This window comes from Streptomyces sp. NBC_00193 (assembly GCF_026342735.1).
Classification (GTDB): domain Bacteria; phylum Actinomycetota; class Actinomycetes; order Streptomycetales; family Streptomycetaceae; genus Streptomyces; species Streptomyces stoeckheimensis.
In genome coordinates, this window is sequence record NZ_JAPEMM010000002.1 from 587,242 (window position 1) to 611,080 (window position 23,839).

A 23,839-nucleotide genomic window follows, 5' to 3' on the forward strand; every position below is an offset into this window, starting at 1 on the left:
CAGGCGCGTGCGCCCCGGGCTCCTCCCGGCGCTCCCCCGGGACTTGGTGCTCAGCGCGGCCCGCCGGCCACCTCCACCAGGCCCGATTCGTACGCGGCGATGACCGCCTGGGCCCGGTCGCGGACGCCCAGCTTGCCGAAGATGCCGGTGATGTGGTTCTTGACCGTGGAGACGCTGATGTCCAGGTCTGCGGCGATCTCCGCGTTGTCGAGTCCGGTGGCCAGCAGCTGCCAGATCTCCCGCTCCCGGGGGGTGAGTTCGGCCGGGACCTCGGCCGTCCGCGTGGCGGGCCGCGCGGGGACCCGTACGTACGTGGAGATCAGCCGGGTCAGCAGGCGCGGCGCCACCGCCGCCTCGCCGGTGTGGACGGTGCGGATCGCGGCGGTCAGCTCCTCCGGGGAGACGTCCTTGGGCAGGAATCCGTAGGCTCCGGCCCGCAGGGCGGCGACCACGTACTCGTCCATGTCGAAGGTGCTCAGCGCCAGGACCCGGCACTCCGGCAGCAGCCGGGCCAGTTCCCCGGTGGCTCCGACCCCGTCCAGGACCGGCATCCGGATGTCCATGACGACCACGTCGGGCCGCAGCCGCTCCGCGAGGGCGACCGCCTCGGCGCCGTCCCCTGCCTCGCCGACCACCTCGAACTCCGGCTCGGGAGCCAGGATCAGGGCCAGGCCCCTCCGGACGAGCGGCTGGTCGTCGGCAATGAGCACACGGATCATCCGCGTTCTTCCTCTCCTTCTCCCCCGGGCGCGTCCGGACCGGGCGGCGCCGGGAGGCGCGCCGCCACCCGGAACCCACCGCAGTCCAGGGCGGCCGCCTCCAGGGTGCCGCCCTGCAGGGCGACCCGTTCGCGCATTCCGATCAGACCGTAGCCGGAACCCGACGCCGCCCGCGCAGGCGGCTGCCGGTCCCCGGCACCGTCGTCGCGGACCTCCACCGTCACCTCGTCCGGGAGATACGCCAGCCGTACGTGGGCCCGGGCCCGCTGCCCGGCGTGCTTGCGGGTGTTGGTCAGCGACTCCTGCACGATGCGGAACACCGTCAGGCCGAGGGCCGGCGGCAGCGGGCGGACCGGCCCGTCCACGGTGAATCCGGTCTCCAGGCCGCCGATCCCGGCCTCGGCGACGATCCGCTCCAGGTCGCCGGTGCCGGGCTGCGGGGGCGGCGGGGTGTGTTCCGGCTCCTCCCCCGCCCGCAGCACGTCGAGCAGCTGCCTCATCTCGCGCAGCGCCATCCGCCCGGAACCCTCCAGGGTGACCAGGGCCTCGCGGGCCACCTCCGGGTCGCGCGCGAGGTTGGCCCGCGCTCCGCCGGCCATCAGCTGCATGGTGGTGATGTGGTGGGCCACGATGTCGTGCAGTTCGCGGGCGATGCGGCGGCGCTCCTCGGCCACGGCCCGTTCGGCGAGCAGGGTGCGCTTGGCCTCGGTCTCCTGCTGCCAGCGGCGCACCAGCTGCGCGGCGGCGACGACGAGGACGACGGCGATCGTGTTGCCGAGCAGGCCGGTGAACCTGCTGATCCCCCCGTAGCCACTGCTGCCGAGCACCGTCAGCGGCACGGCCGCCAGGGCGGCCGCCGCCGTGACCGCCGGGCCGCGCACGCGGGCCACGGAGTACAGCGCGACGATGGTTCCCGCGGAGAAGTGCGGGCCCTGTGCCGTGATCAGGTTCAGCGCCACGCCGAGGGCGAGCACGGCGCAGAGCACCGCCACCGGCCTGACCCGCCGGGCCAGCAGGCAGGGTGCGGCCAGGACCACCAGGACGACGGCGGTCACGGTGAGGGGCCGGCCGGCCTCGGCGGCGGCGAGCGCGAAGCCGGTCAGGTCCACGACGGCGGCTCCGATGGCCACGAGCGCGTCGTTGCGGGTCCAGTTCAGGGCTTGGACCCGGTTCAGGATCCGGGCCCCGTCGAGGGCCCGGGCCCCGTTCAGGAAACGGGCCCCGTTCAGGATCCGGGCTCCGTGCTGGGCCCGGGCATCCTTCGGACTCAGGTCCGTTCTGATCATCGGCATATTCCATCTTCCCATCGGGCGGACCCCGGACCGCGGGCCCCGAGGAGGAGGGCGGACCAGGACCGGAGTCCTGGTCGGGGGCCCGTACCGGCCCCTGCTCCCGGGTGCGAGCTCCTCCCGGGACCTGACGTTTCGGGGGGCGCCCGCTGATGAGCTGGTGAGCAGGCCGGGGACCCCCGGCCGCAGCCCCCGTTACGGAGGACTCCTTGATCCGCGCCCTGACCGCCTTCGCCACCCGAAGTCCATGGAAGGTCATAGCCCTTTGGGCGGTGCTGGGCATCGCCCTGACGATCCTCGGCCAGGCGCTGGTGTTCCGCGCCACGCAGCCGAGCACCGGCGCGTTCCTTCCGGCCTCCTACGATTCGGCGGCCGCGCTGAAGGTCGCCGAGGAGCACTTCGGGGTCAAGCCCGATGCCAACCCGCTGACCGTCCTGGTGGCCCGCGCCGACGGTGCGCCGCTGACCGCCGCCGACGAGCGGCTGATCGACTCCGAGGCGGCGAAGCTGACCCGGCAGCGGATCACCATGCCGAAGCCCCGGGACACCCCGCCCTTCCTGGTGCAGGACCGTTCCCAGGTGCCCCGGATCAGCCCGGCGATGACGGCGCCCGACCGGAGCTTCCGGCTGCTGTCGGTCGAGCTGACCGGCAATCCCATGGATCCCGGGATGCAGGACCTGTACCGGGCCTTCCGGGACCACACCCGGGCCGCCTTCGCGGAGGCGGACCTGCGGACCGGGTTCACCGCCGGGCTCGCGGACACCGTGGACACCGCCGACGCGGAGGAGACCCGGTCGAAGATCGTGGGCGCCGCGATGCTCGCGGTGATCGTACTGCTGCACGTGCTGGTGTTCCGCAGCGTCCTGGCGGCGTTGCTGCCGCTGGTCGCCGTCAGCATCATCGGCGGGGCCGCGGCCGGGGTCGTCGTCGGCACCGCGCTGCTGACCGGAATCGAACTCGACGCGTCCACGCCCCAGTTGATCAGTGTGGTGCTGGTGGGCATCGGCATCGACTACTTCCTCTTCCTGCTCTTCCGCTTCCGCGAGCACCTGCGCAAGCACCCGGAGCAGTCGGGCCGGGCCGCGGCGGCCGAGGTCGCCGGCCGGGTCGGTACGGCGATCACCTGTGCGGCACTGACCATCGTCGCCGCGTTCGCCACCCTCGCGGTGGCCACCTTCGGCCAGTTCCGGGTGCTGGGCCCGGCCATCGCCGTGTCCGTGCTGGTGATGCTGCTCGGCAGCCTGACCCTGATGCCGGCCATCCTCGCCGTCACCGGCCGCAGGATGTTCTGGCCCTCGCGGGCGCTGAAGCATGAGCCGCGCGAGGGCGTGGCCGCCCGGATGGGCAGCCTCGTGGCACGACGGCCGCTGACCCTGGTGCTGGCCTCGGTGGCCCTGCTGGGGGCCCTGGCCGCGGGGATGACCGGGATGCGGATGGACTACGGGCAGAGCAGCGCGGGCGGGGACCACACGGCTTCGGCGGCGACGGCGGCCGAGATCGCCCGCGCACTGCCCGCCGGGGTGTCGGATCCGGCCGGCGTGTTCGTGACCGTCACCGACGGGGGCACGCTGACGGCCGAGCGCCTCGGCGGACTCTCCCGCGCGCTGGCCTCGGTCGACGGAGTGGGCCAGGTGGCGCCGGCGGTGCTGAGCGAGGACGGCCGGGCGGCCCGCATCGACGTGTTCCCGACCGCGGATCCGCACGGACAGGAGGCCCGCGACCTGGTGTCCGGCCCGGTCCGGGACGCGGTGGCCGCGCACCGGCCGAAGGACACCGAGGCACATGTCGGCGGTACCGCGGCGATCTTCTCCGACATCGCGTCCGCCGTGGACAAGGACCTGAAGGTGGTCTTCCCCGTGGCCGCGGCCCTGATCGCGCTGATCCTGTTCCTGCTGCTGCGCAGCCTGCTCGCGCCGGTGGTCCTGATGCTTTCCGTGGGTCTGGGCTTCGCGGCCACGCTGGGTGCCTCGACGCTGGTGTTCCAGCACGCGGCGGGCCGGCCGGGCGTCGACTTCTCGCTGCCGCTGGTGCTGTTCCTCTTCGTGGTCGCGCTGGGCACCGACTACAACATCCTGATCACCGACCGGATCAAGGAGGAGATGGACCGGCCCGGTCCGGCCCGTGCGGCCGTGGCCCGGGCCGTGCGCCACACGGCGCCCGCCATCGCGACCGCGGGCCTGGTGCTGGCGCTGTCCTTCGGGAGCCTGGCCGCGAGTCAGGGCTCCGCGACGCAGCAGATCGGCTTCGCCACGGGCCTCGGGATCCTGCTCTCCGCGTTCGTGCTCTCCCTCGTGCTGGTGCCGGCCCTGGCCTCGCTCCTGGGCTGGTCCCTGTGGTGGCCGGTCAGGCAGCGTCCGACGTCCGAGGCGTCGGTGCCGGGCGGCGGCAGGCACCGGGAGCCCGAGCGGATCATGACCGGCTGAGCCGCCGGCCGAGCCGTGCGGGGGCCGGCGCGCGAAGCTCCGTAGAACGGGCTTCGCGCGCCGGCCCCCGCACACTCGCGCCGACACTCACTCCGACGCAGGCTCAGGCTCAGGCTCAGGCTCAGGCGAGCTTGGCGACCTCGGGGTGCTCGGCCAGCCAGGCGCGGACGGCCTGCTGTTCCTTGCCCTTCCCGGATTCCTGGATCTTGGCCTCCAGGCCGGTCAGCTGGGCCTCGGTCAGCTTGAAGGAGCTCAGCCACTGGGCGACCTTCGGCTCGTCGGCCGCGAAGCCCTTGCGGGCGACGTTGTGGATGCCGTCCCCCTTGCCCCAGGCGCCCTGGGGATCCTCGAGCTTGGTCAGCTCGTAGGAGGCGTACGCCCAGTGCGGCGACCAGAGGACGACCGCGACGGGCTCCTTCTTCTCATAGGCCCGCTTGAGCTCGGCGAGCATGCCCGGGGTCGATCCGTCGACGACCTTGTACTCGCCGTCGAGCCCGTACTGCGGCAGCACCTTGTCCTTGAGGAGGCCCATCGCGCCGGCGCTGGGCTCGATGCCGATGATCCGGCCCTTGAACTCCCCCGCCTTGCCCTTCAGGTCGGCGAGGGTCTTCACGTCCTTCATGTAGGAGGGGACGGCCAGCTCGATGGAGGTCGGCTCGTACCAGGTGCCGAGGTCGTCCAGCTTGTTGCCGTACTTCTTCCAGTACTCGGACTGCGTGGTCGGCAGCCAGGCATCGGTCTGGAAGTCGACCTGGCCCCCGGCGAGCCCGGTGAAGAGCGCGCCGAGTTCCAGCTGCTTGGCCTCGACCTGGTACCCGCGGCGCTCCAGGAGCTCCTTCCAGAGGAACGTGGAGGCGATGCCCTCGTCCCACGGGATGTAGCCGATGCTGAGCTTGCGGCCCTTGCCGATGTTCTCGACACCGGCCCCGCCGACGGCGTTGACCTGCGATTTCCCGGAGTCGCCGAAGATTCCGAGGCCGCCCGCGACCAGGGACAGCACCACGGCCGAGGCCACGGCGAAGACGGGCTGCGGCCGGTGGCTCCACACCTTGGCGGTGCCGGTGGCGGCGGAGCGCGCCTTGGCGAGGGCGCGGCGGCCGAGCGGGGAGACCTGGCGGCCCAGGGCCCCCGTGATCCGGTCCAGGTACATGGCGAGGATGACGATGGAGATGCCGGCCTCGAAGCCGAGGCCGATGTCCACGCTGCCGATGGCCCGGTAGACGGCGCCGCCGAGGCCGCCGCCGCCGACCATGCCGGCGATGACCACCATGGACAGGCCCAGCATGATGACCTGGTTGATGCCCGCCATGATGGTGGGCAGCGCCAGCGGGAGCTGGACCCGTACGAGGGTGTTGCGCGGGGTGGTGCCGAAGGCCTCGGCGGCCTCGACGAGTTCCGCGTCGACCTGCCGGATGCCGAGCTCGGTCATCCGGACGCCGGGCGCCAGCGAGAAGATGATGGTGGCGATGATGCCGGGCACCACGCCGACCCCGAAGAAGATGATGCCGGGGATGAGGTAGACCATGGCCGGCATGGTCTGCATGAAGTCCAGGACGGGCTTCAGGGTGGCGCTGACCTTGTCGGAGCGCGAGGCCCAGATGCCCATCGGGATCGCGAAGACCAGCGTGACCAGGGTGGCGACCAGGACCAGCGCGAGCGTGGACATGGCTTCGGGCCACAGGGCGACGGAGTCGACGAGCGCGAAGCCGGCGAAGGCGAGCAGGGCGGCGAGCAGACCGCGCAGCCACCAGGCGGCGACGGCGAGGACGCCGGCCAGCAGCAGGGGGTTCGGCGCGGACAGGACGGCTTCGATGCCGTCGTAGAGCCCGGTGACGAGCGCGGCGATGGCGTCGAACAGCCAGGACAGGTGGCTCTGCAGGAAGTCGACACCGCTGTCGACCCAGGATCCGAGGTTCAGGCGGGGCATCAGGCAGCCACCTCCGCGCAGTCCAGCACGGCGCGTCGCTCGTCGCCGATGAAGGCGACGAGGCGGCCCTGCGGGACGGAGCCGACGACGGTGCCGTCCTCGGCGGTGACGGCGACGTCGTGCGGGACGCGGGCGCTGACGGCGCACACGTCGGCCAGCGGGGTGCCGGCGGAGACGGTGGGACAGCCGCAGTCCGGCCGGCCTCCGGGGTCCCCCGTCATGACGGCGTCGGCCGTCAGCACCCGCGAGCGGTCCACGTCCTGGATGAACGAGGCGACGTAGTCGTCGGCGGGGCGGGTGAGGATGTCCTCGGCCGTGCCCTGCTGGACGATGCGGCCGTCGCGCATGACGGCGATGGAGTCGCCGAGCCGCATGGCCTCGTTGAGGTCGTGGGTGATGAAGACGATGGTCTTGCCCAGGCTCTTCTGGAGTTCGAGCAGCTGGTCCTGCATGTCGCGGCGGATCAGGGGGTCGAGCGCGCTGAAGGACTCGTCCATCAGCAGCAGGTCGGCGTCGGTGGCCAGGGCGCGGGCGAGGCCGACGCGCTGCTGCATGCCGCCGGACAGCTCGTCGGGCCAGGACTTCTCCCAGCCGCCGAGCCCGCAGAGGGCCAGCGCTTCGGCGGCCCGCCGTTCGCGCTCGGCCCGGGGGACACCCTGGACCTCCAGGCCGTAGCCCGCGTTCTCCAGCACGTCGCGGTGCGGGAACAGGGCGAAGTGCTGGAAGACCATGCTGATCTTGGTGGAGCGTACGCGGCGCATCTCGGCCGGCGAGAGTGCGGTGAGGTCCTCCCCGTCGAAGAGGATCCGGCCCGCGGTGGGCTCCAGCAGGCCGTTGAGCATGCGCAGCAAGGTGGACTTGCCCGAGCCCGACAGACCCATCACGACGAAGATCTGGCCGGGCTCGACGCGGAACGAGGCGTCGATCACCGCCGCCGTCGTTCCCTCGGCGCGCAGCTCGTCGCGGTCGGTCTCGCCGCTTTCGAGCGCGCGGACCGCCTTCTCGACGGCCGCGCCGTTGTCGGGTCCTTGACCGAACACCTTGTACACGTGCTCGGCTATGAGCGTGGACACATACACCCCAAGGGTCGTACCGGAGACGGCCCACCGGCGTGCGTACGGCCGGCGGGCCGTGGAGCGCGACGGGATCCGCCCGTCTCCCGCGCCCCGGCCGCTGTCGGCCGGCGGACGGGTCCGCTCCAGACAGCGCTACTGCCCATGCTTAACCCTTGCAAACGGTGAAGTGAGTCATGTCACTTACGCTGCGTCGCCACCCGAACCCGCGGCTGCGCCCGTGCAACCGGATTCCGCTTGCTGCTCGGACCCGGCTCCGGACTGTTCCGGGTCGGCGAGCATCGAGGCCCGCAGATGGGCGAGCACCCGGGTCAGGAGGCGCGAGACCTGCATCTGCGAGATGCCGAGTGCGGCGCCGATCTGGGCCTGGGTGAGCTCCTCGCCGAAGCGCATCGACAGCATGCGGCGCTCGCGGTCGCTGAGGCGTTCCAGCAGCGGTGCCAGGGTCTGGATGTCCTCGACGCGTTCCAGCGCCGGCTCCTCGGCCCCCATCGTCTCGGCGAGGCTGTGGCCCTCGGTGCGGCCGTCGATCCGTTCGGAGCCCGGGGCGTCGAGGGAGCCGCTGGTGTGGCCGTTGGCGGCGACGAGCCCCTCGATGACCTCTTCGTCGGTGAGCGAGAGGTGCGCGGCGAGGTCCGCAACCGTCGGCGACCGGTCGAGGAGCGCGGTCAGCTCTTCCTTGGCCTTGGCCAGGTCGATCCGCAGTTCCTGGAGCCGGCGCGGTACGCGGACCGCCCAACTGGTGTCGCGGAAGTGCCGTTTGACCTCGCCCGTGATGTACGGCATGGCGAGGGAGGCGAACTCCACCTCGCGGGCCGGGTCGAACCGGTCGATGGCCTTGATCAGGCCGATGGTGCCGACCTGGAGCAGGTCTTCGAGGTCTCCCCCGTCGCCGCGGCCGCGGAAGGGCCGGATCGCGAACCGGACGAGCGAGCAGTTCATCTCGATGAGGGTCTCGCGGACGTACCGGTACTCGGGGGTGCCCTCGTCGAGCTCGTGGAGCCGCCGGAAGAAGAGCCGCGTCAGCTCGCGCGCGTCCGCGGGGGCCACCTCGCGGGGGTCCGCGATCCGGGGCGGCAGCACGGTGGGCGCCGGCTCCACGGCGGCGGGGCCGGAGGGTCTGCCTGCGGCGGAGCCCTGCACGGGGCCGGCCAGCCGGCCCGCGCAGGGGCCGGGGCGGCGACCGGTCCGGGGACCGGGAAGGGAGCCCGGCAGGGCCTCGGCGCGGGGGCCTGGAAGGGGTCCGGCAAGGGGGCCGGCGGTATGGGAGAACGGGGCGGGTATCGGCACGGGGTCGCTCCTTGGGCTGGTCGGCTTGCGGCGCATGACCTTGATGGGCGTTCACCCTAGCCGGTTCCGCATCCGTTCCCCAGTTCCCTTCTTCCTAGATCAACCGGGCTGATCCCGGCCGCATTTGCGACAGGGATCCGTTCCGGTCGCACATCGGCCGTCCGGCCGCAGTTCCCTCGGCCGTCCGGTCAATTCCCTTCGGCGGCGGGCCCGGTCGCCGCACCGGAAGGGGCTCCGGGGGCGGTTCGGGCCGTGGTGCCCGACGTGGTGCGGAGCGCCCGGATCAGGGCCTCGACGCCCGTCTCCGCCTTGGAGCGCGGGCATCCCACGTTGAGGCGCACGAAGCCCGCGCCCTCGGGCCCGTAGGCGGTTCCCGGCATGATCGCCACCTTCTCGGTATGAATCAGCTCACGTTGGAGCACGTCGTCGGGAACCGCGAGGGGCCGGAGATCGATCCAGGCGAGGCAGCCGGCCTTCGGGGGGCGCCAGTCGAGCGCGGGGAAGGCCCGTACGAGGCGCTCCCGCACCATGTCCAGGTTCTGCGCGACGTACGCGTTGAGCGCGTCGAGCCACGCTCCGCCCTCGCGGTAGGCGGCGATGTGTCCGGCCACGGAGAGGACGGCCGGGGAGGACAGTCCGTCGGCGTCCTTGAGGAGGGTGAGGTAGCGCTCGCAGGACTCCGTGTCGCCGAAGATGCCGTAACTGCCGGTCAGTGCGGGGATGTTGAAGGACTTCGAGGCGGAGGTGACGACGGCCCAGCGGGTGCCGGGGCGGCCGTGCAGCGCCCAGGGGCGGTGCCGGTGGGGGGCGTGCGCGAGGTCGGAGTGAATCTCGTCACTGATCACCGCGACCCCGTGGCGTGCGCACAGCTCCGCCATCCGCTCCAGCTCGTCCGCGCTCCATACGTGGCCGGTCGGGTTGTGCGGGGAGCAGAGCAGCAGGGCGGTGGTGTCGGGGCGGGCCAACTCCCGCTCCAGGGCCTCCTCGTCGTGGAGCGGGACTCCGCGCATCTCCCGGTCCCGGGCCGCGAGCAGCCGCGGGAAGGCGTCGTAGGCCGGGGTGTGGACGACGACCCGGTCGCCGGGCGAGGTCCAGAGGTCCAGGATCCGGCCGAGCTGGTAGAGGACGGCGGGGGCGTAGGCGATGCGGTCTGCGGCGATCGGTGTGTCGTAGCGGGCGGCGTACCAGTGCCGGACCGCTTCGAGGAAGTCCTCGTGGCGCCAGCGGGAGTAGCCGAGGACCCCGTGCTCCAGGCGGCCGCGCAGGGCGGCGAGCACCTCGGGAGCGGTCTCGAAGTCCATGTCGGAGATCGTGAAGGGAAGCAGGTCCGGGGCTCCGAAGCGGTCCTCGACGTAATCCCACTGGGTGCACCAGGTGCCGTGCCGGTCGACCGGCGCATCGAACTCGTACGCGGCGGGGGCGTGGATGTCGGTCATGGGTCAGCCGACCGGGGTGAGCTTGGCGAGGGCGTCCTTCACGGACTGCACCTGGGGGCCGATGATGACCTGCACGTTGTGCTCGTCGAGCCGGACCACGGCGATGGCTCCGAGCTTCTTCAGCCGGGCGTCGTCCAGCAGGGCGGCGTCGCCGACCGTCATGCGCAGGCGGGTGATGCAGTTGTCGAGGGCGTGGATGTTGGCCGGGCCGCCGAGGGCTTCGAGGATGGCGACCGGGTCGTACTTGCCGGCGACCAGCTCGGCCTTCGGGGCGTCCGCGTCGGCTGCGGCGTCCGCCGCCCCGGAGTCCGAGGCCTCGGAGGAGTCCGGGGAGTCCGAGGGCTCGTCCTCGCGTCCGGGGGTCTTCAGGTCGAACCTGGTGATCGCCCAGCGGAAGAGGAAGTAGTACACGGCGAACCAGATCGCGGCGATCACCGGGACCAGGTACCACTTGGTGGTCGTGCCCTGGAGGACTCCGAAGACCAGCAGGTCGATGATGTTGCCGTCGGTGTTGCCGATGTACACGCCGAGGACGGCGGAGACCAGGAAGCCGAGGCCGACCAGGACGGCGTGAATCAGGTACAGCCACGGGGCGATGAAGAGGAAGAGGAATTCGAGCGGCTCGGTGACCCCGCCGACCACGCACGCGACGACGCCGGAGACGAGCAGCGCCTTGATCTCCGGGCGCATGGTGCGCTTGGCGCAGTGGTAGATGGCCAGCGCCGCGCCCGGCAGGCCACCCAGGTACGCGGCCATCTTGCCCTGGGACAGGAACTGCGTCGCGGTGTGTGCCGCGCCGGAGGGGGTGGGGCAGGAGAGCTGGGCGTAGAAGAGGTTCAGGGCGCCGCTGACGTTCTCTCCGCAGACCACCCCGGCGCCGCCGGCGTCGGTGAAGCGGAACAGCGCGACGAGGATGTGGTGCAGTCCGATGGGGCGCAGCAGCACCTCGCCCATGCCGAAGAAGAAGGGGCCGAGGACTCCGGCGTGCGCGATGCCCGTGCCGACGGAGGCGATCCAGCTTCCCAGGGTGGGCCAGACGAGCGGGACGAGGAGTCCGACGATGCTCATGGCCAGGGCGGAGACGATCGGTACGAAGCGCAGCCCGCCGAAGAAGGCGAGAGCGTCGGGCAGCTGCTTGGTGCGGTAGCGCTTGTGCAGCAGGGCCACGATCACACCGACGGCGACCGCGCCGAGCAGTCCGGTGTCGATGGACTTCACGCCGAGCACGTCGGCGATGCCGTAGTGCGCGATCTCGCCCTTGTCCTCGAAGTCCACGCCGCGCGTGGTGAGGAAGAAGTTGACGGCGAGGTTCATGGAGGCGAAGCCGACGAAACCGGAGAAGGCGGCGACGCCCTTGTCCTCACGTGCGAGGCCGAGCGGAATCGCCATCGCGAAGAGGACCGGAAGGAACTTGAAGGCGACCAGACCGGTGTTGGACATCCAGGTGAACGCCAGCTGGAGGGGTTCGTTGTCCAGGAAGGAGAGGTTCTGCAGGACGGCCGGACTGGAGAGCGAGGAGCCGACGCCCAGCATGATGCCGCAGAAGGCCAGGAGCGCCACGGGCAGCATGAAGGTCTTGCCCAGCCCCTGGAGGAATTCCCAGAGCGCGGCCTTCGTCTTCTTCATGGTGGATCTTTCGTCCGGAATCGGCGGGGGTCTCGCATAAAGATTCCGTTCTGTGAACGGATGGCGCTAAGAGGACAAGGGCCCCAATCCATAAGGCCCGACGCCTCCCGCGCGGGCCTTTGTGCGGGAGGCCGTACGGGCGCTCATACGGACCTCTTGTGCGGAGCTTGTGAACGCAGCACTCTGAGCGGACGACTCAGGGGGGTCCGATTTCATGATCATGCGATCGCATTTACTGCGGCGGTACGGAGCCGTGTTCGCACTCGCCTCGGCGCTCGCGCTCGGGGTGGACACCGGCGCCTCGGCCGCCTCACCACCGGAGGGGGAGGTCCTGTACGCCGGTGCGCCCGGAGCCGTCGGCGACAGCTACCTCGTCCTGCTGGACCCGGCGCGCGCGCAATCCCGTACGGAGCAGGGCCGGGCGGTGGTCGAACGGTTCGGCGGCGCGGTCGGCCGGACGTACGAATCGGCCGTCAACGGGTTCTCCGTCAAGATGACGGAACGTCAGGCACGACGGCTCGCCGCCGATCCGGCGGTGGCCACGGTGGCGCAGAACCGGAAACTGCGCCTGGACTCCACCCAGCCGAGCCCGCCGTCCTGGGGCCTTGACCGGATCGACCAGCGCAGGCTGCCGCTGAACGATTCCTTCACCTACGCGACCTCGGCCGGCCTGGGCGTGACCGCCTACGTCATCGACACCGGGGTCAACATCAACCACCAGGACTTCGGCGGACGTGCCCGGTACGGCTACGACGCCATCGACAACGACTTCGTGGCCGACGATCTGCACGGGCACGGTACGCACGTGGCCGGGACGGTCGCGGGCAAGACCTTCGGCGTGGCCAAGAAGGCGAAGGTGGTGGCCGTCCGCGTCCTCGACTGGAACGGCGAGGGCACGACGGAGCAGGTGGTCGCCGGCATCGACTGGGTCACCCGCAACGCCGTGAAGCCGGCCGTCGCGAACATGAGCCTGGGCGGGGACCCGGACACCGTGCTGGACGCGGCGGTCCGCGGCTCCATCGCCTCCGGGATCACCTACGCGGTGGCTGCCGGCAACCAGAACAAGGACGCCTCCACGCACTCGCCGGCCCGGGTCTCCCAGGCACTGACGGTCGGGGCGACGGGCGTCCACGACGCACGCTCCTCGTACTCCAACTACGGTCCGCTGGTGGACCTCTTCGCCCCGGGCGACTCCATCACCTCGGCGGCCTACTGGAGCAACGACTGGGACACCGTGATGTCGGGCACCTCGATGGCCAGCCCGCACGTGGCGGGTGCCGCGGCGGTCTACCTGGCGCTCCATCCGACCTACACCCCGGCCCAGGTGGCGACCTACCTGAAGGCCAAGGCCACCACGGGAGCGGTGCTCTCGCCCGGCAAGGGCTCCCCGGTGCTCTCCCTCTACATGGGGAACACGCCGAACAAGGTGCCCGTGAAGCGCTTCTCCAACGAAACGAACTACAACGTCGGGGACCTCAAGACCATCCAGTCCCCGATCACCGTCAGCGGGATACCGGGCGCCGCTCCGGCCCAGCTGGACGTGGAGGTGTACGTCAAGCACCCGGACTCCGGGACCCTGCGGATCGACCTGATCGCGCCCGACGGAACGGTGTACCCGATCAAGGACGAGTACACGGACTGGGGCGAGACCAACCTCATCGGGCTGTACGGGGTGAACGCCTCGTCCGAGACGGCCAACGGGGTGTGGAAACTGCGCGTGTTCGACGCCTTCGCCGGGAACACCGGGTACGTGGACGCGTGGGCGCTGCGCTTCTGAACGGCGCTCGGGCAGGGAACGGACGGCGCGCTCCGGGGCTGAGGAACCCGGAGCGCGCCGCCGTTCCCGGTGACCGGATCAGCCGTTGGGGACGGTGTCCACGAACGCCGTGCCCGCGGTGCGGTAGCCGCCGACCTTGGCGGCGACCTGGGCCGGGGTGAGGACCTGGTCCTTGACGTGCAGGACGTAGTCGACCTTCTGGTCGTAGGCGCGCGGGGTCGAGCCCGGCTGCCCGTTGAGGTCGATCAGCCACTGGTTGAAGTTGATCGACATGCCCCGCTCGGGCAGGTACTTGGCGTCGTGCGTACCGAAGACCTGGCCGTCGACGTAGTAGGTGATGGCGTTGTTGTCGATGGTGAGCACCAGGTCGTGCCAGCCCGCGTAGCTCTGCCGGGACTCGGTGTGCTGGTTGACGGCCACCCACGGGTCGGCCTGGTACGTCTCCCAGGACGTGGTGTAGAGGATGTTCGAGGGCTCGCCCCAGCCGCCGTTGGGGAGGTACTCGAAGTCGTACTCGGCGTAGTCGTCGGCCATCGGGGCCTTGAGGTCGTTGATGGGGAAGAAGGTCTGCACGAGGTGGTCCCCGTCCGGACCGTACTTCGGGGCGTCGGAGAACTTCACCCGCGCCGCGTAGGTGCCGTTCTTGAACTTCATCGTCTTGGTGAGGATCTCGGTGTGCTTGGTGCTCTCGCCGGTGCCGGCCGTCGAGGTCTCCAGGTTCATGATGGTGTTGCCGCCCTCGGCCGCGAAGGTGACGTTCTCCGGAGCCCAGGTGGCGCCGGGGACCCCGGGGCCTCCCGCGTTGGAGCGCACGCTCCAGCCGTGGGCCCCTATCGCCGGGTCGGAGGAGGAGGTGTAGGTGAAATCGTCGAAGAGGGTGGCTCCGGCCGGTCCCGGGTCGGTCGGGGTGGGCGTGGGAGTGGGGTCGGTCGGCGTCGGCGTCGGGTCCGGGACGTTGCCGCCGGGTGCGGTGCCCCAGACGGTGCCGGTGCCCAGCTTGGCGGTCACCTTGTCCCAGTCGGCGTACGCCGTGCGGGATCCGTCGAAGGAGTAGTCGTCGGACTGGCGCAGCGTCTGCCAGTCGGCGCGGTGGAAGCGCAGTTGCATGTCGCCCGTGTCGGCTCCCGGAGCGAGGCTGCCGGCGCCGCCGGTGAAGGCGATCTCCAGGTAGCGGTCGGCGGTGGCCGTCGGGGTGGCCATGGTGTGGAAGGTGCCGGTGATGTTGGCGCAGCCCTTGACCGCCCACGAACAGGCGTACCGGTACTGGGTGTCCGGGCCGTCGGCCTTGAAGTAGTAGCGGAAGGTGACCTGGCTCAGGGCGACACTGCTGGAGCCGTCGTTGACCACCTTGAACCAGGGCTCCACCTGGTCGGCGGTGGCCCCGGTCGCACTGGTGCGGTACTGGACCTTGACGGAGTCGGCCGCGGCGTTGGCGGGCAGGGCCGTCAGCGCGGCCGAGCCGAGACCGGCGGTCAGGGCGATGGCCAGGGCCACGGCCGTACGGCGCTTGCGGGCGAGGGTGCGGCCCGGGGCGTGGGTCGGGGTGTGCGTCGGGGCGTGGCTCGGGCTGTGGCTCGGGGTGCTCATACTGCGTTCCTCTCGGGGTGGGGGGAGGGAAGGGATCGGCCGCGCACGCCGAGGGCGGCGAGCCGGGTCTGGTGGTGGCCTTGGCGGCGCAGGAAGTCCGGCCAGTCGCGGTGCGCCGACCAGGCGGTGTCGGCCAGGGCGCACAGCCGCGGGAAGGCCAGGTATTCGAGCTCGGCCGGGGTGCGCGCGTACTCGGTCCACAGCTGCGCCTGGGTGCCGAGGACGCGGCGCGCGGCCTCGGGCTCCCAGTGCGCGGGGGCCGGGTCGTTGTCGTAGACGCCGCGCAGGTCGAGCACGCCGCCGTCCTGGCCGCGCGGTTCGCCGGGGTCGGCGGACTGCGGGTAGTCGAGGTAGGTGGAGCGGTAGGGGGTCATGATCACGTCGTGGCCGCGCAGTGCGGCGGCCCGCCCGTGGTCCGCGTCGAGCCAGGCCAGGGCCGTGAAGGGGGCGGGCAGTTCGGTGCCGGTGCCGGTCCAGCCGAGCGGGCGGCGGCCGAGCCCGGCCAGGTGCGCCGCGACCTCGCCGAGGAACCAGCCGTGGAGGGCGCCCGGCCCGGCCAGCCCCTCGGCGGCGATCCGGGCGCGAGCGGCCGGGGAGGCCTCCCATTCCGTGCGGGGGCATTCGTCGCCGCCGAGGTGCACGTAGGGCCCGGGGAACACGTCCGCGACCTCGTCCAGTACGCCCCGGCAGAAGTCGAGGACGGCGTCGTGGACCCCGAAGACGTTCTCGCAGACGCCCCATCGGGTCCACGTGTCCAGCCGGACGTCGGGCCGGTTGCCGAGTTCGGGGTAGGCGGCGAGGGCGGCGCGGGCGTGGCCGGGCATCTCGATCTCGGGTACGACGCTGACCCCGCGCCGGGCCGCGTAGGCGACGAGCCCGGTCAGTTCCGCGCGGGTGTAGGCGCCCTCGTGCGGGATCCCGTCCCCCGCGGTCTCGGCGCGGCGGCCGCCGGTCTCGGTGAGCCGGGGGTAGGCCGCGACCGGCATCCGCCAGCCCTGGTCGTCGGTGAGGTGGAGGTGCAGGACGTTGAGCTTGTGCAGCGCGAGCAGGTCCACGAAGCGGCGTACGTAGGCCACGGGCTGGAAGTGACGGGCCACGTCCAGCAGAGCCCCGCGCCAGGCGAACCGCGGCCGGTCGATGATCCGTACGCAGGGCAGCGACCAGCCGGCGGCGGGCGTACGGGGCTGCGCGCCCCCGGCGGCCGGCGCCCCGGCTATCGCCGCCCCGGTCATCGCCGCCCCGGCCGTCGTCGCCCCGGCGGCCAGCGCTTCGGGGGGCAGCAGCTGGCGCAGGGTCTGGACCCCGTGGAGCAGCCCCTCGGGGCGTGCGGCGCGCAGCAGGACGGAGTCGGGGCGGACGGTGAGGACGTACCCCTCGGCGCCGAGCGGCTCCTCCCCGAGGCCCCCGGGGGCCGGGTCCCCCGGGGTCAGGAGGAAGGTGATCCGCCCTTCGGGGTCCGGTGCCAGCGGCAACCCGGTGGCGGGGGTGAGCAGTTCGCGCAGCAGATCGGCCGCCGCCTCGGCGCCGGGGCCGGCGCGCAGTCCGGTGCGGTGGTCCAGGGCGAACCGGCCGGGCAGGGCGGTGACCGAGTCGGGGCGCGGGACGAGCCCGAGGTCGGGGTGGAGGGAAGCGGCGGCGTCGGTCACGGTCTCGGAGATTCCTCACCTGGCTGTTGCGTCAACCCCGTCAACTCATCCGAGGAGGAGTCGAGTTGACCAACTGACCAATTGGTTAGCTGAGTGGCTAGAAGGTGACACGCCCCGAGTGCGCCGTCAACCCCGTACGGGCCGATAGATTTCGACGGACTCCTCGCATCCCCCGTCCCCGAATGGTTAGATGCACATGACCAGTTGGACAGGTGAGCAGAGGGAAGTGGGGGCGGGCCATGACGAAGGACGCAACCGACTCGTCGGGATCCGTACTCAAGCGCGAACGGGTCCGCGAGCACCTGCTGGGGCTCATCGACATCCGGCGGCCCGGCGACGCGATCCCCTCCGAGCGCACCCTGTGCGCCACCCTGGAGGTCTCCCGCCCCACCCTGCGCGCGGCGGTGGACGAGCTCGTGGCCACGGGGCTGCTCGTACGCGAGCACGGCCGCGGGATGTTCGTCGCGCCCGCCAAGATCACCCAGGAACTGGCCGCCGACGAGGCGGCCTTCGCGATGCGACAGGCCGCCGGCCACTGGTCCAGCCGGATCCTGGAGCACTCCACCGTCCAGGCGGGCGCCCGGATCGGCCGCCGCCTGCGCATCTCCCCCGGCGCGAGCCTGCTCTACATCGCCCGGCTGCGCCTGGTGGACGGGGCTCCGATGGCCATCGAGCACCTGCACATCCCGGCCGATCTGGTGCCGGCCCTGACCCCGGCGGAACTGGAGGCCGGGGACCTCTACGAGCATCTGCGCGACCACCACGGCGTGTACGTCCACGAGGCGCAGCAGTCCATCGAGCCGACGGTGGTCAACGAGGGGGAGGCGGGCCTGCTCGACGTCCCGCTGCTCTCCCCCGCCCTGCTCATCGAGCGGCTCACCACCGACTCCACCGGCCGGCCCGTGGAGTACGTGCACTCCGTGTACCGGGGCGACCGCTACCGGATCGTCTCCCGCCTGGCCCTCGGGGTGTCCCCGGGGGCGGGCCGGCCGGGAGGCCACCACCCGGGGATCCCGCCGGGCGACCTCGGCCGCCGGGCGGTCATCACCTCCACCACCACAGGGGACGTGCACACGAGCACGTGACGGGCCGGCCAATCGCACAGAATTGCGAACACAACCCGGGGGGATCGTGTCGTTCGATGACGAATGGGCCCGGGCGAAGGCCGGTTCGCCGACGACCAGTTCCAGGACACGATCGGGCTCGTCGCGGCGCTCGCCACGCGCCTGAGGACGGCCGGCTCCGGATTCGCCGCGGTCGACGACGAGAACGCCCGCCGGTTCCTCGACGACGTGCTGCGCTACGGTCAGTTCGTCGACCCGGGGGCGAGATGACGGACGGCCTGACCTACCGCGCCGAGGTCCGCTTCCTGGAGGGCTGCAATCCTGCGCTCGTCGAGCGGAACGCCGATGAGTTCAAGCGCCTCCACGACATGCTGGTCGCGGTGGACGAGCCCGCCGAGCGCGCGCAGAAGCGTACGCAATGGCACAGCGAGGGCAGCGTTCACTACGAAACCCGCCTCGCCGAGGTGCGCGAGCTGATGGCGGGCATGGCCGCGGGCTACGGGCGGGCCGCCGGCGCCCTGCGCAGCTACGCGTGGGCGTTGGAGACCGCCGAGCGGTACTACGCGAACGGCAAGGCGAACGAACAGGCCCTGGCCTCCCTGATCGGCACCAAGGGCACCGCCGTCACCCGCGACGCACGGGAAGCCGAGCCCATGCGCCAGTGGGAGGACATGCGGGCGACCACGGGCACCCTGGACTTCCTCGCCGAACCGACCATGGACGTCGACGACATCACGGACACCATCCGCGAGCAGGCCGACGCCCCCTGGGGACTCAGCCCCGTCGCCATCCAGGTGCGGCGAGGGGCGGAGGTACTCGGGTACGACCTGGACCATCTCACGGAACAGCAGAGGTCCGTGGTGGAGGAAGCCCTCCAGGACCCCGGGCAGAACATCTTCATCGCCGCGGGATACCTGGCCCAGCTGAAGGCGGAGAGCGAATTCGCCGACGTACCCGCGCAGGAGATGACTCCCGCCCAGTACCAGGAGCTGGCAGCCCGCTACAACGGCGGCCCGTACTGGCAGGGCGACGACGCCCAGGCGTACGGCCGCGGCTTCGCCCGCGATCTCGACGACGCGAGGGGAGCACTCGGCTGATGCCCCCTCACTCCGGCCCGGACCGGACGCCATCGGACGACGGCTGCCTGAAACGGGTCCTGGCCGTCCCGCTCGCACTCGTCTACGCGATCGCCGGCTGGTTCCTGTACACCGCTCTCACCATCCGGCCGTCCGGCACCTGGGACGACGAGGCCACCGCCGGCATCCAGCTGTCCTGCCTCCTCGCCATCGTGGCGAGCGCCCTCGGCCTGCTGATCACCCTCCTTCCCTCGATCCGCCCCGCCATGGGGCGGTGGTGGCTCGCCCCACCCCTGGTGCTGGGAGTCACCGCGGCCGTTCGGTGGATCCTGGGGAGCTGAGACGCGGAACCCGACGCCGCCTGTTCCACGAAATCGTCGAGGCGAAGCAGCGCTCACCCCTTGCTCGCGTCCCGCACCACACGGTGGTCCCGGTGAACCTCCACATCCGGCTCGCCCACGACACGCGTGTGCTACGTCACCCGGAAGCCGATCGCGGCCGGGGACCGGTCGAAGGTCAGCCGGTCCCAGGTGGGGAAGGCGAGGTCGGTGACGGCGAGCAGCCGCCCGGCGGCGTCGTGCAGGGTGCGGCGTACGGTGAGGCCGCCGGCCGGGGTGGCGGCCTGGGGCGAGTTGGTCCGGGTCATGGTGATGGTCTCGGCGACCCGGCCGGCCCGCGCGGCCCCCTCCAGCCAGTGGTGCAGGGGACCCAGGTCCTCGTCGCGGACGCCCGCCACCAAGCGGTCCCGGTAGCGCGACAGTTCGGGGGTCCGCATGACGGTGCGGGGACAGAGGTACGTCACCGCGTCCCGCCGGGTCTGGCCCGTCGGGCCGCTTTCGCGGTGGTGGTGCACCAGGGTCTGCTCCCCGCCGCGCATGCCGAGTTGCTCGGCGAGCGCCGGAGCCAGGGTGACGAGGGTCAGCCACGCCTGGGCCTGGACCCCCGAGGGCGTCGGTGCGGGGGCCGCCTCGGCCGCCGGTGCGGAGGCCGGGGTGGAGGCGGAAGCCGCGGCACTGGCGGAGCCCGGGGCCGGACGACCGGCCGGGGGACGCTGCGGCGGCACCGGGAACGCCGGCCGGGTGCCACGGCGCCCGGTGACGACGAGGCCGTCCTCCCTCAGGTACTGGAGGGCGGCCCGGATGGTCTGCCGGTTGACCTCGTAGCGGGCCGCGAGGCTGCGTTCGGAGGGCAGCTTGGCGCCGGGGGTCAGTGCGGTGAGGTCGAGCTCGCGCCGCAACGCTGCGGCGATCCGCTGGTACTTGGGCATGGCGGCCGGGCCGCCGCCCCGCGAAGGGGAGGGCATGGCTTCTCCTCTGACGGGAGGTCAAGGACTGCGCGGTCTGCTCGACCAACGTAGCATTGGTCTATACCTGTCGGTGAGGGGGGATCCGGTATCCGGACCCTGATTGGCCGGAACCACACGCTCCCTCAGGGCCGCAGCGGATTGGGAAGCGGCAGGTAGCGGGAGTCGGCACCGTCCGCGCGGGTCCAGCGCAGCAGCAGGTTGGTCTTGGCCGGGAGGCTGGGGGCGGCCAGCAGCTCAGCGACCTCGGGCAGGTCGTGGGCGGCGCCGTAGCGCCGGAACTCCGCGCGGGCGGCGGGCCACAGCTCCCCGGACGCCTCCGGGTGGCTCTCCGCGAGCGCGCCCGCCACCTCGGTCAGGTGGTTGACCACCAGGCAGTAGACGAGGCGCTGCCAGGCGGCGTCCCGGTCCAGGTCCGGGAGGAGTTTGACGCCCTCCGCGTCCCGGAAGAGGGCCTGCGCGGGCATGCCCCGGGCGTCGACGCCGACCAGGGTGTTCTGGAGGTGCGCTTCGAGGACCACGCCGTGCCGGGCGAAGAGGTGCAGCACGGGCGGCACCACCTGGCGCAGGTACGCCCGCCACCACGCGGCGGGGTCGGCCGTTCCCGCCAGCGGGCTGCCCGGGAACCCCTCCGCCAGTGCGGCCGCCAGCAAGGGGGTGACGCCGGGCTCCGCGTGCGCCGCGAGGCCGTCGCGGACGAGTACGGCGAGCTCCTCGAAGGCGAAGGCGGCCGTCCGGTACCCCCGGTCGGGCAGCCAGGCCGCGACCGACCCGGACCGGCGCAGCTCCGCGAAGCCCGCCTCGACCGCCGCGTCCGTGCGGCGCAGTTTGAGCAGGTCGTGCCGCCACAGCCGGCGCACGTCGTTGGTGATCCGCACGTCGAGGCTGAACTTCACGAACAGATCACCGGCCGCCCGGCTCGCCGTCCCGCTCCCCATGCCGCCCCCCGGCCCCGTCCCCGTCCCCGCGCCGCCGGGAACGTACAGGGTCCGGATCGAGGCGGTCGGCCAGACCGGCACCCGCCCGGTGCCCAGCGACAGCAGCGTCCCGTCCGCGAGGGCCTCGCGGACGGCGGGCCTGCCCGCGACCAGGTCGAGCTGCCAGGGGTGGGCGGGCAGCAGCCGGTAGCCGGCCGGCGGGCGCGGCCCGCCGAGCGCCTCCGCGAGCGAGTCGACGGCGGCCGCCGCGGCCGGCCCGCCCTCTTCCGCCACCTGGTCCTCGCGCACGCCCAGGAAGGCCAGCGGGAAGCGGGCGTACGCCTCGGGGGCGTACGGCAGCCAGCCGTTGGCCGGACCGCCGCCCCGGGCCTTGGGGGCCGGGTGGTGGGGGTGCCCCATGACCAGGGACTGTTCGGAGAGCACGTACGCGTCCGTCGGCGGCGGCGTGACCGCGCGGGCGGCGAGCAGTGCGGCGATGGTCTCGCGGCTGTCGGCGATCTCGACCGGGAGCTCGTCGTTGGACACCCCGGTGTACTGGCGCAGCTCGTCGGAGACGAGTTTGACCAGCTCGGTGTGGGACAGCGGATGCCAGCCGGCCCCGGTGCCCACCTCGGGCCGCTCGGGCCTGCGCCCGGCACGCACCCGCAACAGCCGCCCGCTGCCCGACAGCCGGTACGCGCACCAGCCGTCCCCCGCGGAACCTGCGGACCCCCCTGCTCCCCCGGCTCCCCCGGCTCTCCCTGCTCCCCCGGCTCCGGCGAGCGGGACCGGTTCGGCGGCCTCCCGCAGGAGGCAGTTCAGGAGCGGGGCCGCAGCATAGGTGTCGGCGGCGTTGTCGGTGGCGTTGAGGTCCACGGATTCCATTCGGTCCATCCGGAGCGCCGGAGGTGCGCGGGGCGTACCACCGGCCGTGATCTTCAGTATCCGCGATGATGAAGTGATCATCACGTCATCCGAGAGGACCGGGGCCCTGGATTCCAGCATGCACCTACCCGCCACCGCGGCCGAAGAGGCCGTAGCCGCCGAACTCGCCGGGCTGTCCGAAATCGCCCCCACCGGACCGGTCGGACCCGCTGGACCTGCCGGACCGGTCGGCGCGCTCGGACCGGTCGGACCGGTCGGCGCGCTCGGACCGCTCGGACCGCTCGGACCGCTCGGACCGCTCGGCGCGCGCCCCGACGGCCTCGGGTCCGCGTACGCCGCCGCCCTCCCCGGCGCGCGCGCCGCCGTGCTCACCCGGCTGTGGCGGGCGTTCGCCTTCGAGCCGCTGCCGTGGATCACCCACCGGGAGCGGGGTTCCGGCGCCCTCGCGCTCCGGCTCTCCTCGGGCTCCCGGCTGGAGGGCCCCCACCCCGACCCGTACGCGACGACCTTCTCCGCGGTCCGCGCGAGCGCGCCCCCCGTGACCGAGCTGCTGCTCGACGGCCGCCCCTACCGGCGGGCCTCCCTGCTGGTGGCGGCGCTCGGGCTGTCGTACGGGGAGGAGTTCGCCGCCGAGCTCGACGAGAGCACGGCCTCCCTCGCCCTGTCCCGCGCCGGTCAGCCGGCCGGCCCGGACGCCGAGGACCTCGCCGCCTGGGAGTGGGAGCAGCGGGTGGTGGACGGCCATCCGTACCACCCCAACTGCCGCTCCCGCCCCGGTTTCACGGTGGCCGAGCAGCTCGCGTACGCACCCGAGCACCGGCCCGTGGTCACCCTCGGGCTGGCGGCCGTACGGGCCTCCGAGTGCCGGGTGACCGGGGAGTGGCCGGACCGGTGGCGGGAGGCCGGGCGGATCCTCGTACCGGTCCATCCCTGGCAGGCCGGGCACGTGGTGAAGCAGGAGAACGGGCACGAGGTGCGGCCCGGGCCCGCCGCGCACCCGTTGATGGCCCTGCGCACCCTCGCTCCGGCGGACGGCGGGCCGCACGTCAAGACCGCCCTCAGCACCCGCCTCACCTCCTCCGTGCGGGACATCTCCGTCTACTCCATCGAGACGGCCGCCGCGGTCTCCGCCTTCGCCCAGAGCCTGTCGGAACGGCTCGACGGCCGCCTGCACATCACCCGCACCCTGGGCGCCGTCACCGCCGGCACCCCGGACCTGGCCGCCGTGCTCCGCGAGCCGCCCGAGGCGTACGCGGACCGGGGCGCGGGCGAGCGCGTCCTGCCCGTGGCCGCCCTGGCACTGACCCCGTACGCGCGCTCCGACGCCTGGCGGGCCGGTTTCGCCCGCCTCGCACTGTCGGTGTGCCTGCGCGTCCTGGACCTCGGGGTGGCCCTGGAGGCCCACGGCCAGAACCTGCTGGTCGTCCTGGACGCCGACGGGGCCCCGCAGCGGCTCGTGTACCGCGACCTCGCCGACATCCGGATCAGCCCGGCCCGCCTCGCCCGGCACGGCCTGGCGGTACCGGCGCTGTCGGGGCGGCTGATCACCGACGACGTGGCCCTGCTGCGCCGCAAGCTCTTCGGGTCGCTGGTGGCGGGGGCGCTCGGCTCCACGGCAGGGTCGGCCGCCGCGCTCGCGGCGGACCTGGCTTCGGCCGCGCCCGGGCTGCCGTCCACCGAGGACACCCGGGCGCTGCTGACCGGGCCGCTGCCGACCAAGGCGCTGACGCTGATGCGGCTGAGCCCGGGGGCGCCGGGCGATCAGTGGGCCGAGCTGGACAATCCGCTGACCGGGGGCTGA

18 protein-coding genes are annotated in these 23,839 nt (G+C 72.5%); 7 read left to right on the top strand and 11 right to left on the bottom strand.

Annotated elements, in window-relative coordinates; all coding sequences use genetic code 11:
• Window positions 1-50: 50 nt before the first annotated feature.
• Window positions 51-719: a response regulator transcription factor gene (locus tag OG898_RS30775; RefSeq protein ID WP_250741603.1), complete on the bottom strand. Its 669-nt coding sequence runs from the start codon at window positions 717-719 to the stop codon at window positions 51-53.
• Window positions 716-2,005 (bottom strand): sensor histidine kinase, encoded by a 1,290-nt coding sequence (locus OG898_RS30780; protein ID WP_266961379.1) that lies wholly within the window; start codon window positions 2,003-2,005, stop codon window positions 716-718. The genes OG898_RS30775 and OG898_RS30780 overlap by 4 nt, the downstream gene beginning before the upstream one ends.
• A gap of 212 nt (window positions 2,006-2,217) precedes the next feature.
• Here OG898_RS30780 and OG898_RS30785 point away from each other — a divergent pair, with 212 nt between their 5' ends.
• A complete protein-coding gene (locus tag OG898_RS30785) occupies window positions 2,218-4,431 on the top strand; it encodes an MMPL family transporter (protein WP_266961381.1) in 2,214 nt (737 codons plus the stop codon).
• Between the two features lie 121 nt (window positions 4,432-4,552).
• Here the strand turns inward: OG898_RS30785 and OG898_RS30790 are convergent, their stop codons facing one another.
• From OG898_RS30790 to malX, 5 genes are all read right to left on the bottom strand, one after another.
• The gene (locus tag OG898_RS30790) at window positions 4,553-6,358 is read right to left on the bottom strand and encodes an ABC transporter permease/substrate binding protein (protein WP_266961383.1); all 1,806 of its coding nucleotides are present in this window, start codon (window positions 6,356-6,358) and stop codon (window positions 4,553-4,555) included.
• Window positions 6,358-7,431, bottom strand: coding sequence for a betaine/proline/choline family ABC transporter ATP-binding protein (locus OG898_RS30795; protein WP_323182778.1), 1,074 nt, complete (start codon window positions 7,429-7,431; stop codon window positions 6,358-6,360). Before OG898_RS30795 ends, OG898_RS30790 begins: the two co-directional genes overlap by 1 nt.
• Before the next feature lie 183 nt (window positions 7,432-7,614).
• A complete protein-coding gene (locus tag OG898_RS30800; protein ID WP_250741709.1) occupies window positions 7,615-8,532 on the bottom strand; it encodes a SigB/SigF/SigG family RNA polymerase sigma factor in 918 nt (305 codons plus the stop codon).
• A 377-nt stretch (window positions 8,533-8,909) separates the two neighbouring features.
• Window positions 8,910-10,157: a MalY/PatB family protein gene (locus tag OG898_RS30805; protein ID WP_266961385.1), complete on the bottom strand. Its 1,248-nt coding sequence runs from the start codon at window positions 10,155-10,157 to the stop codon at window positions 8,910-8,912.
• Between the two features lie 3 nt (window positions 10,158-10,160).
• The gene (gene malX / locus OG898_RS30810) at window positions 10,161-11,783 is read right to left on the bottom strand and encodes a maltose/glucose-specific PTS transporter subunit IIBC (RefSeq protein ID WP_266961387.1); all 1,623 of its coding nucleotides are present in this window, start codon (window positions 11,781-11,783) and stop codon (window positions 10,161-10,163) included.
• Between the two features lie 253 nt (window positions 11,784-12,036).
• Here malX and OG898_RS30815 point away from each other — a divergent pair, with 253 nt between their 5' ends.
• Complete coding sequence (locus OG898_RS30815) at window positions 12,037-13,560, top strand: S8 family serine peptidase (RefSeq protein ID WP_323184981.1); 1,524 nt, start codon at window positions 12,037-12,039, stop codon at window positions 13,558-13,560.
• A 78-nt stretch (window positions 13,561-13,638) separates the two neighbouring features.
• Here OG898_RS30815 and OG898_RS30820 read toward each other — a convergent pair whose 3' ends face one another.
• The gene (locus OG898_RS30820; protein WP_266961390.1) at window positions 13,639-15,147 is read right to left on the bottom strand and encodes a cellulose binding domain-containing protein; all 1,509 of its coding nucleotides are present in this window, start codon (window positions 15,145-15,147) and stop codon (window positions 13,639-13,641) included.
• A complete protein-coding gene (locus OG898_RS30825; RefSeq protein WP_266961392.1) occupies window positions 15,144-16,793 on the bottom strand; it encodes a beta-N-acetylhexosaminidase in 1,650 nt (549 codons plus the stop codon). The genes OG898_RS30820 and OG898_RS30825 overlap by 4 nt, the downstream gene beginning before the upstream one ends.
• Before the next feature lie 239 nt (window positions 16,794-17,032).
• Here OG898_RS30825 and OG898_RS30830 point away from each other — a divergent pair, with 239 nt between their 5' ends.
• The 4 genes from OG898_RS30830 (at window position 17,033) to OG898_RS30845 (ending at window position 19,274) form a co-directional block, all read left to right on the top strand.
• Window positions 17,033-17,878, top strand: coding sequence for a GntR family transcriptional regulator (locus tag OG898_RS30830; RefSeq protein ID WP_250741612.1), 846 nt, complete (start codon window positions 17,033-17,035; stop codon window positions 17,876-17,878).
• 63 nt (window positions 17,879-17,941) lie between these two features.
• On the top strand, window positions 17,942-18,127 hold the full coding sequence (locus OG898_RS30835) for a hypothetical protein (protein WP_250741613.1): 186 nt from the start codon (window positions 17,942-17,944) through the stop codon (window positions 18,125-18,127).
• Window positions 18,124-18,954, top strand: coding sequence for a hypothetical protein (locus OG898_RS30840; protein ID WP_266961395.1), 831 nt, complete (start codon window positions 18,124-18,126; stop codon window positions 18,952-18,954). Before OG898_RS30835 ends, OG898_RS30840 begins: the two co-directional genes overlap by 4 nt.
• A complete protein-coding gene (locus OG898_RS30845) occupies window positions 18,954-19,274 on the top strand; it encodes a hypothetical protein (RefSeq protein WP_266961397.1) in 321 nt (106 codons plus the stop codon). Before OG898_RS30840 ends, OG898_RS30845 begins: the two co-directional genes overlap by 1 nt.
• Before the next feature lie 131 nt (window positions 19,275-19,405).
• Here OG898_RS30845 and OG898_RS30850 read toward each other — a convergent pair whose 3' ends face one another.
• Together OG898_RS30850 and OG898_RS30855 are read right to left on the bottom strand one after the other, a co-directional pair.
• The gene (locus OG898_RS30850) at window positions 19,406-20,236 is read right to left on the bottom strand and encodes a GntR family transcriptional regulator (protein WP_266961399.1); all 831 of its coding nucleotides are present in this window, start codon (window positions 20,234-20,236) and stop codon (window positions 19,406-19,408) included.
• 125 nt (window positions 20,237-20,361) lie between these two features.
• Window positions 20,362-22,047, bottom strand: a complete 1,686-nt coding sequence (locus OG898_RS30855; protein WP_266961401.1) for an IucA/IucC family siderophore biosynthesis protein — start codon at window positions 22,045-22,047, stop codon at window positions 20,362-20,364.
• 109 nt (window positions 22,048-22,156) lie between these two features.
• Here OG898_RS30855 and OG898_RS30860 point away from each other — a divergent pair, with 109 nt between their 5' ends.
• Window positions 22,157-23,839 carry an IucA/IucC family protein gene (locus OG898_RS30860; protein ID WP_266961403.1) on the top strand — a complete coding sequence of 561 codons (1,683 nt, stop codon included), beginning with the start codon at window positions 22,157-22,159 and terminating at the stop codon, window positions 23,837-23,839.

Excerpts from the sequence above, each read along its gene's own strand:
- OG898_RS30775 (WP_250741603.1), bottom strand. The coding sequence starts at position 719 with ATGATCCGTGTGCTCATTGCCGACGACCAGCCGCTCGTCCGGAGGGGC.
- OG898_RS30780 (WP_266961379.1), bottom strand. The coding sequence starts at position 2,005 with ATGATCAGAACGGACCTGAGTCCGAAGGATGCCCGGGCCCAGCACGGA.
- OG898_RS30790 (WP_266961383.1), bottom strand. The coding sequence starts at position 6,358 with ATGCCCCGCCTGAACCTCGGATCCTGGGTCGACAGCGGTGTCGACTTC.
- OG898_RS30805 (WP_266961385.1), bottom strand. The coding sequence starts at position 10,157 with ATGACCGACATCCACGCCCCCGCCGCGTACGAGTTCGATGCGCCGGTC.
- malX (WP_266961387.1), bottom strand. The coding sequence starts at position 11,783 with ATGAAGAAGACGAAGGCCGCGCTCTGGGAATTCCTCCAGGGGCTGGGC.
- OG898_RS30820 (WP_266961390.1), bottom strand. The coding sequence starts at position 15,147 with ATGAGCACCCCGAGCCACAGCCCGAGCCACGCCCCGACGCACACCCCG.
- OG898_RS30830 (WP_250741612.1), top strand. The coding sequence starts at position 17,033 with ATGACGAAGGACGCAACCGACTCGTCGGGATCCGTACTCAAGCGCGAA.
- OG898_RS30835 (WP_250741613.1), top strand. The coding sequence starts at position 17,942 with ATGGGCCCGGGCGAAGGCCGGTTCGCCGACGACCAGTTCCAGGACACG.
- OG898_RS30840 (WP_266961395.1), top strand. The coding sequence starts at position 18,124 with ATGACGGACGGCCTGACCTACCGCGCCGAGGTCCGCTTCCTGGAGGGC.
- OG898_RS30845 (WP_266961397.1), top strand. The coding sequence starts at position 18,954 with ATGCCCCCTCACTCCGGCCCGGACCGGACGCCATCGGACGACGGCTGC.
- OG898_RS30850 (WP_266961399.1), bottom strand. The coding sequence starts at position 20,236 with ATGCCCTCCCCTTCGCGGGGCGGCGGCCCGGCCGCCATGCCCAAGTAC.
- OG898_RS30855 (WP_266961401.1), bottom strand. The coding sequence starts at position 22,047 with ATGGACCGAATGGAATCCGTGGACCTCAACGCCACCGACAACGCCGCC.
- OG898_RS30860 (WP_266961403.1), top strand. The coding sequence starts at position 22,157 with ATGCACCTACCCGCCACCGCGGCCGAAGAGGCCGTAGCCGCCGAACTC.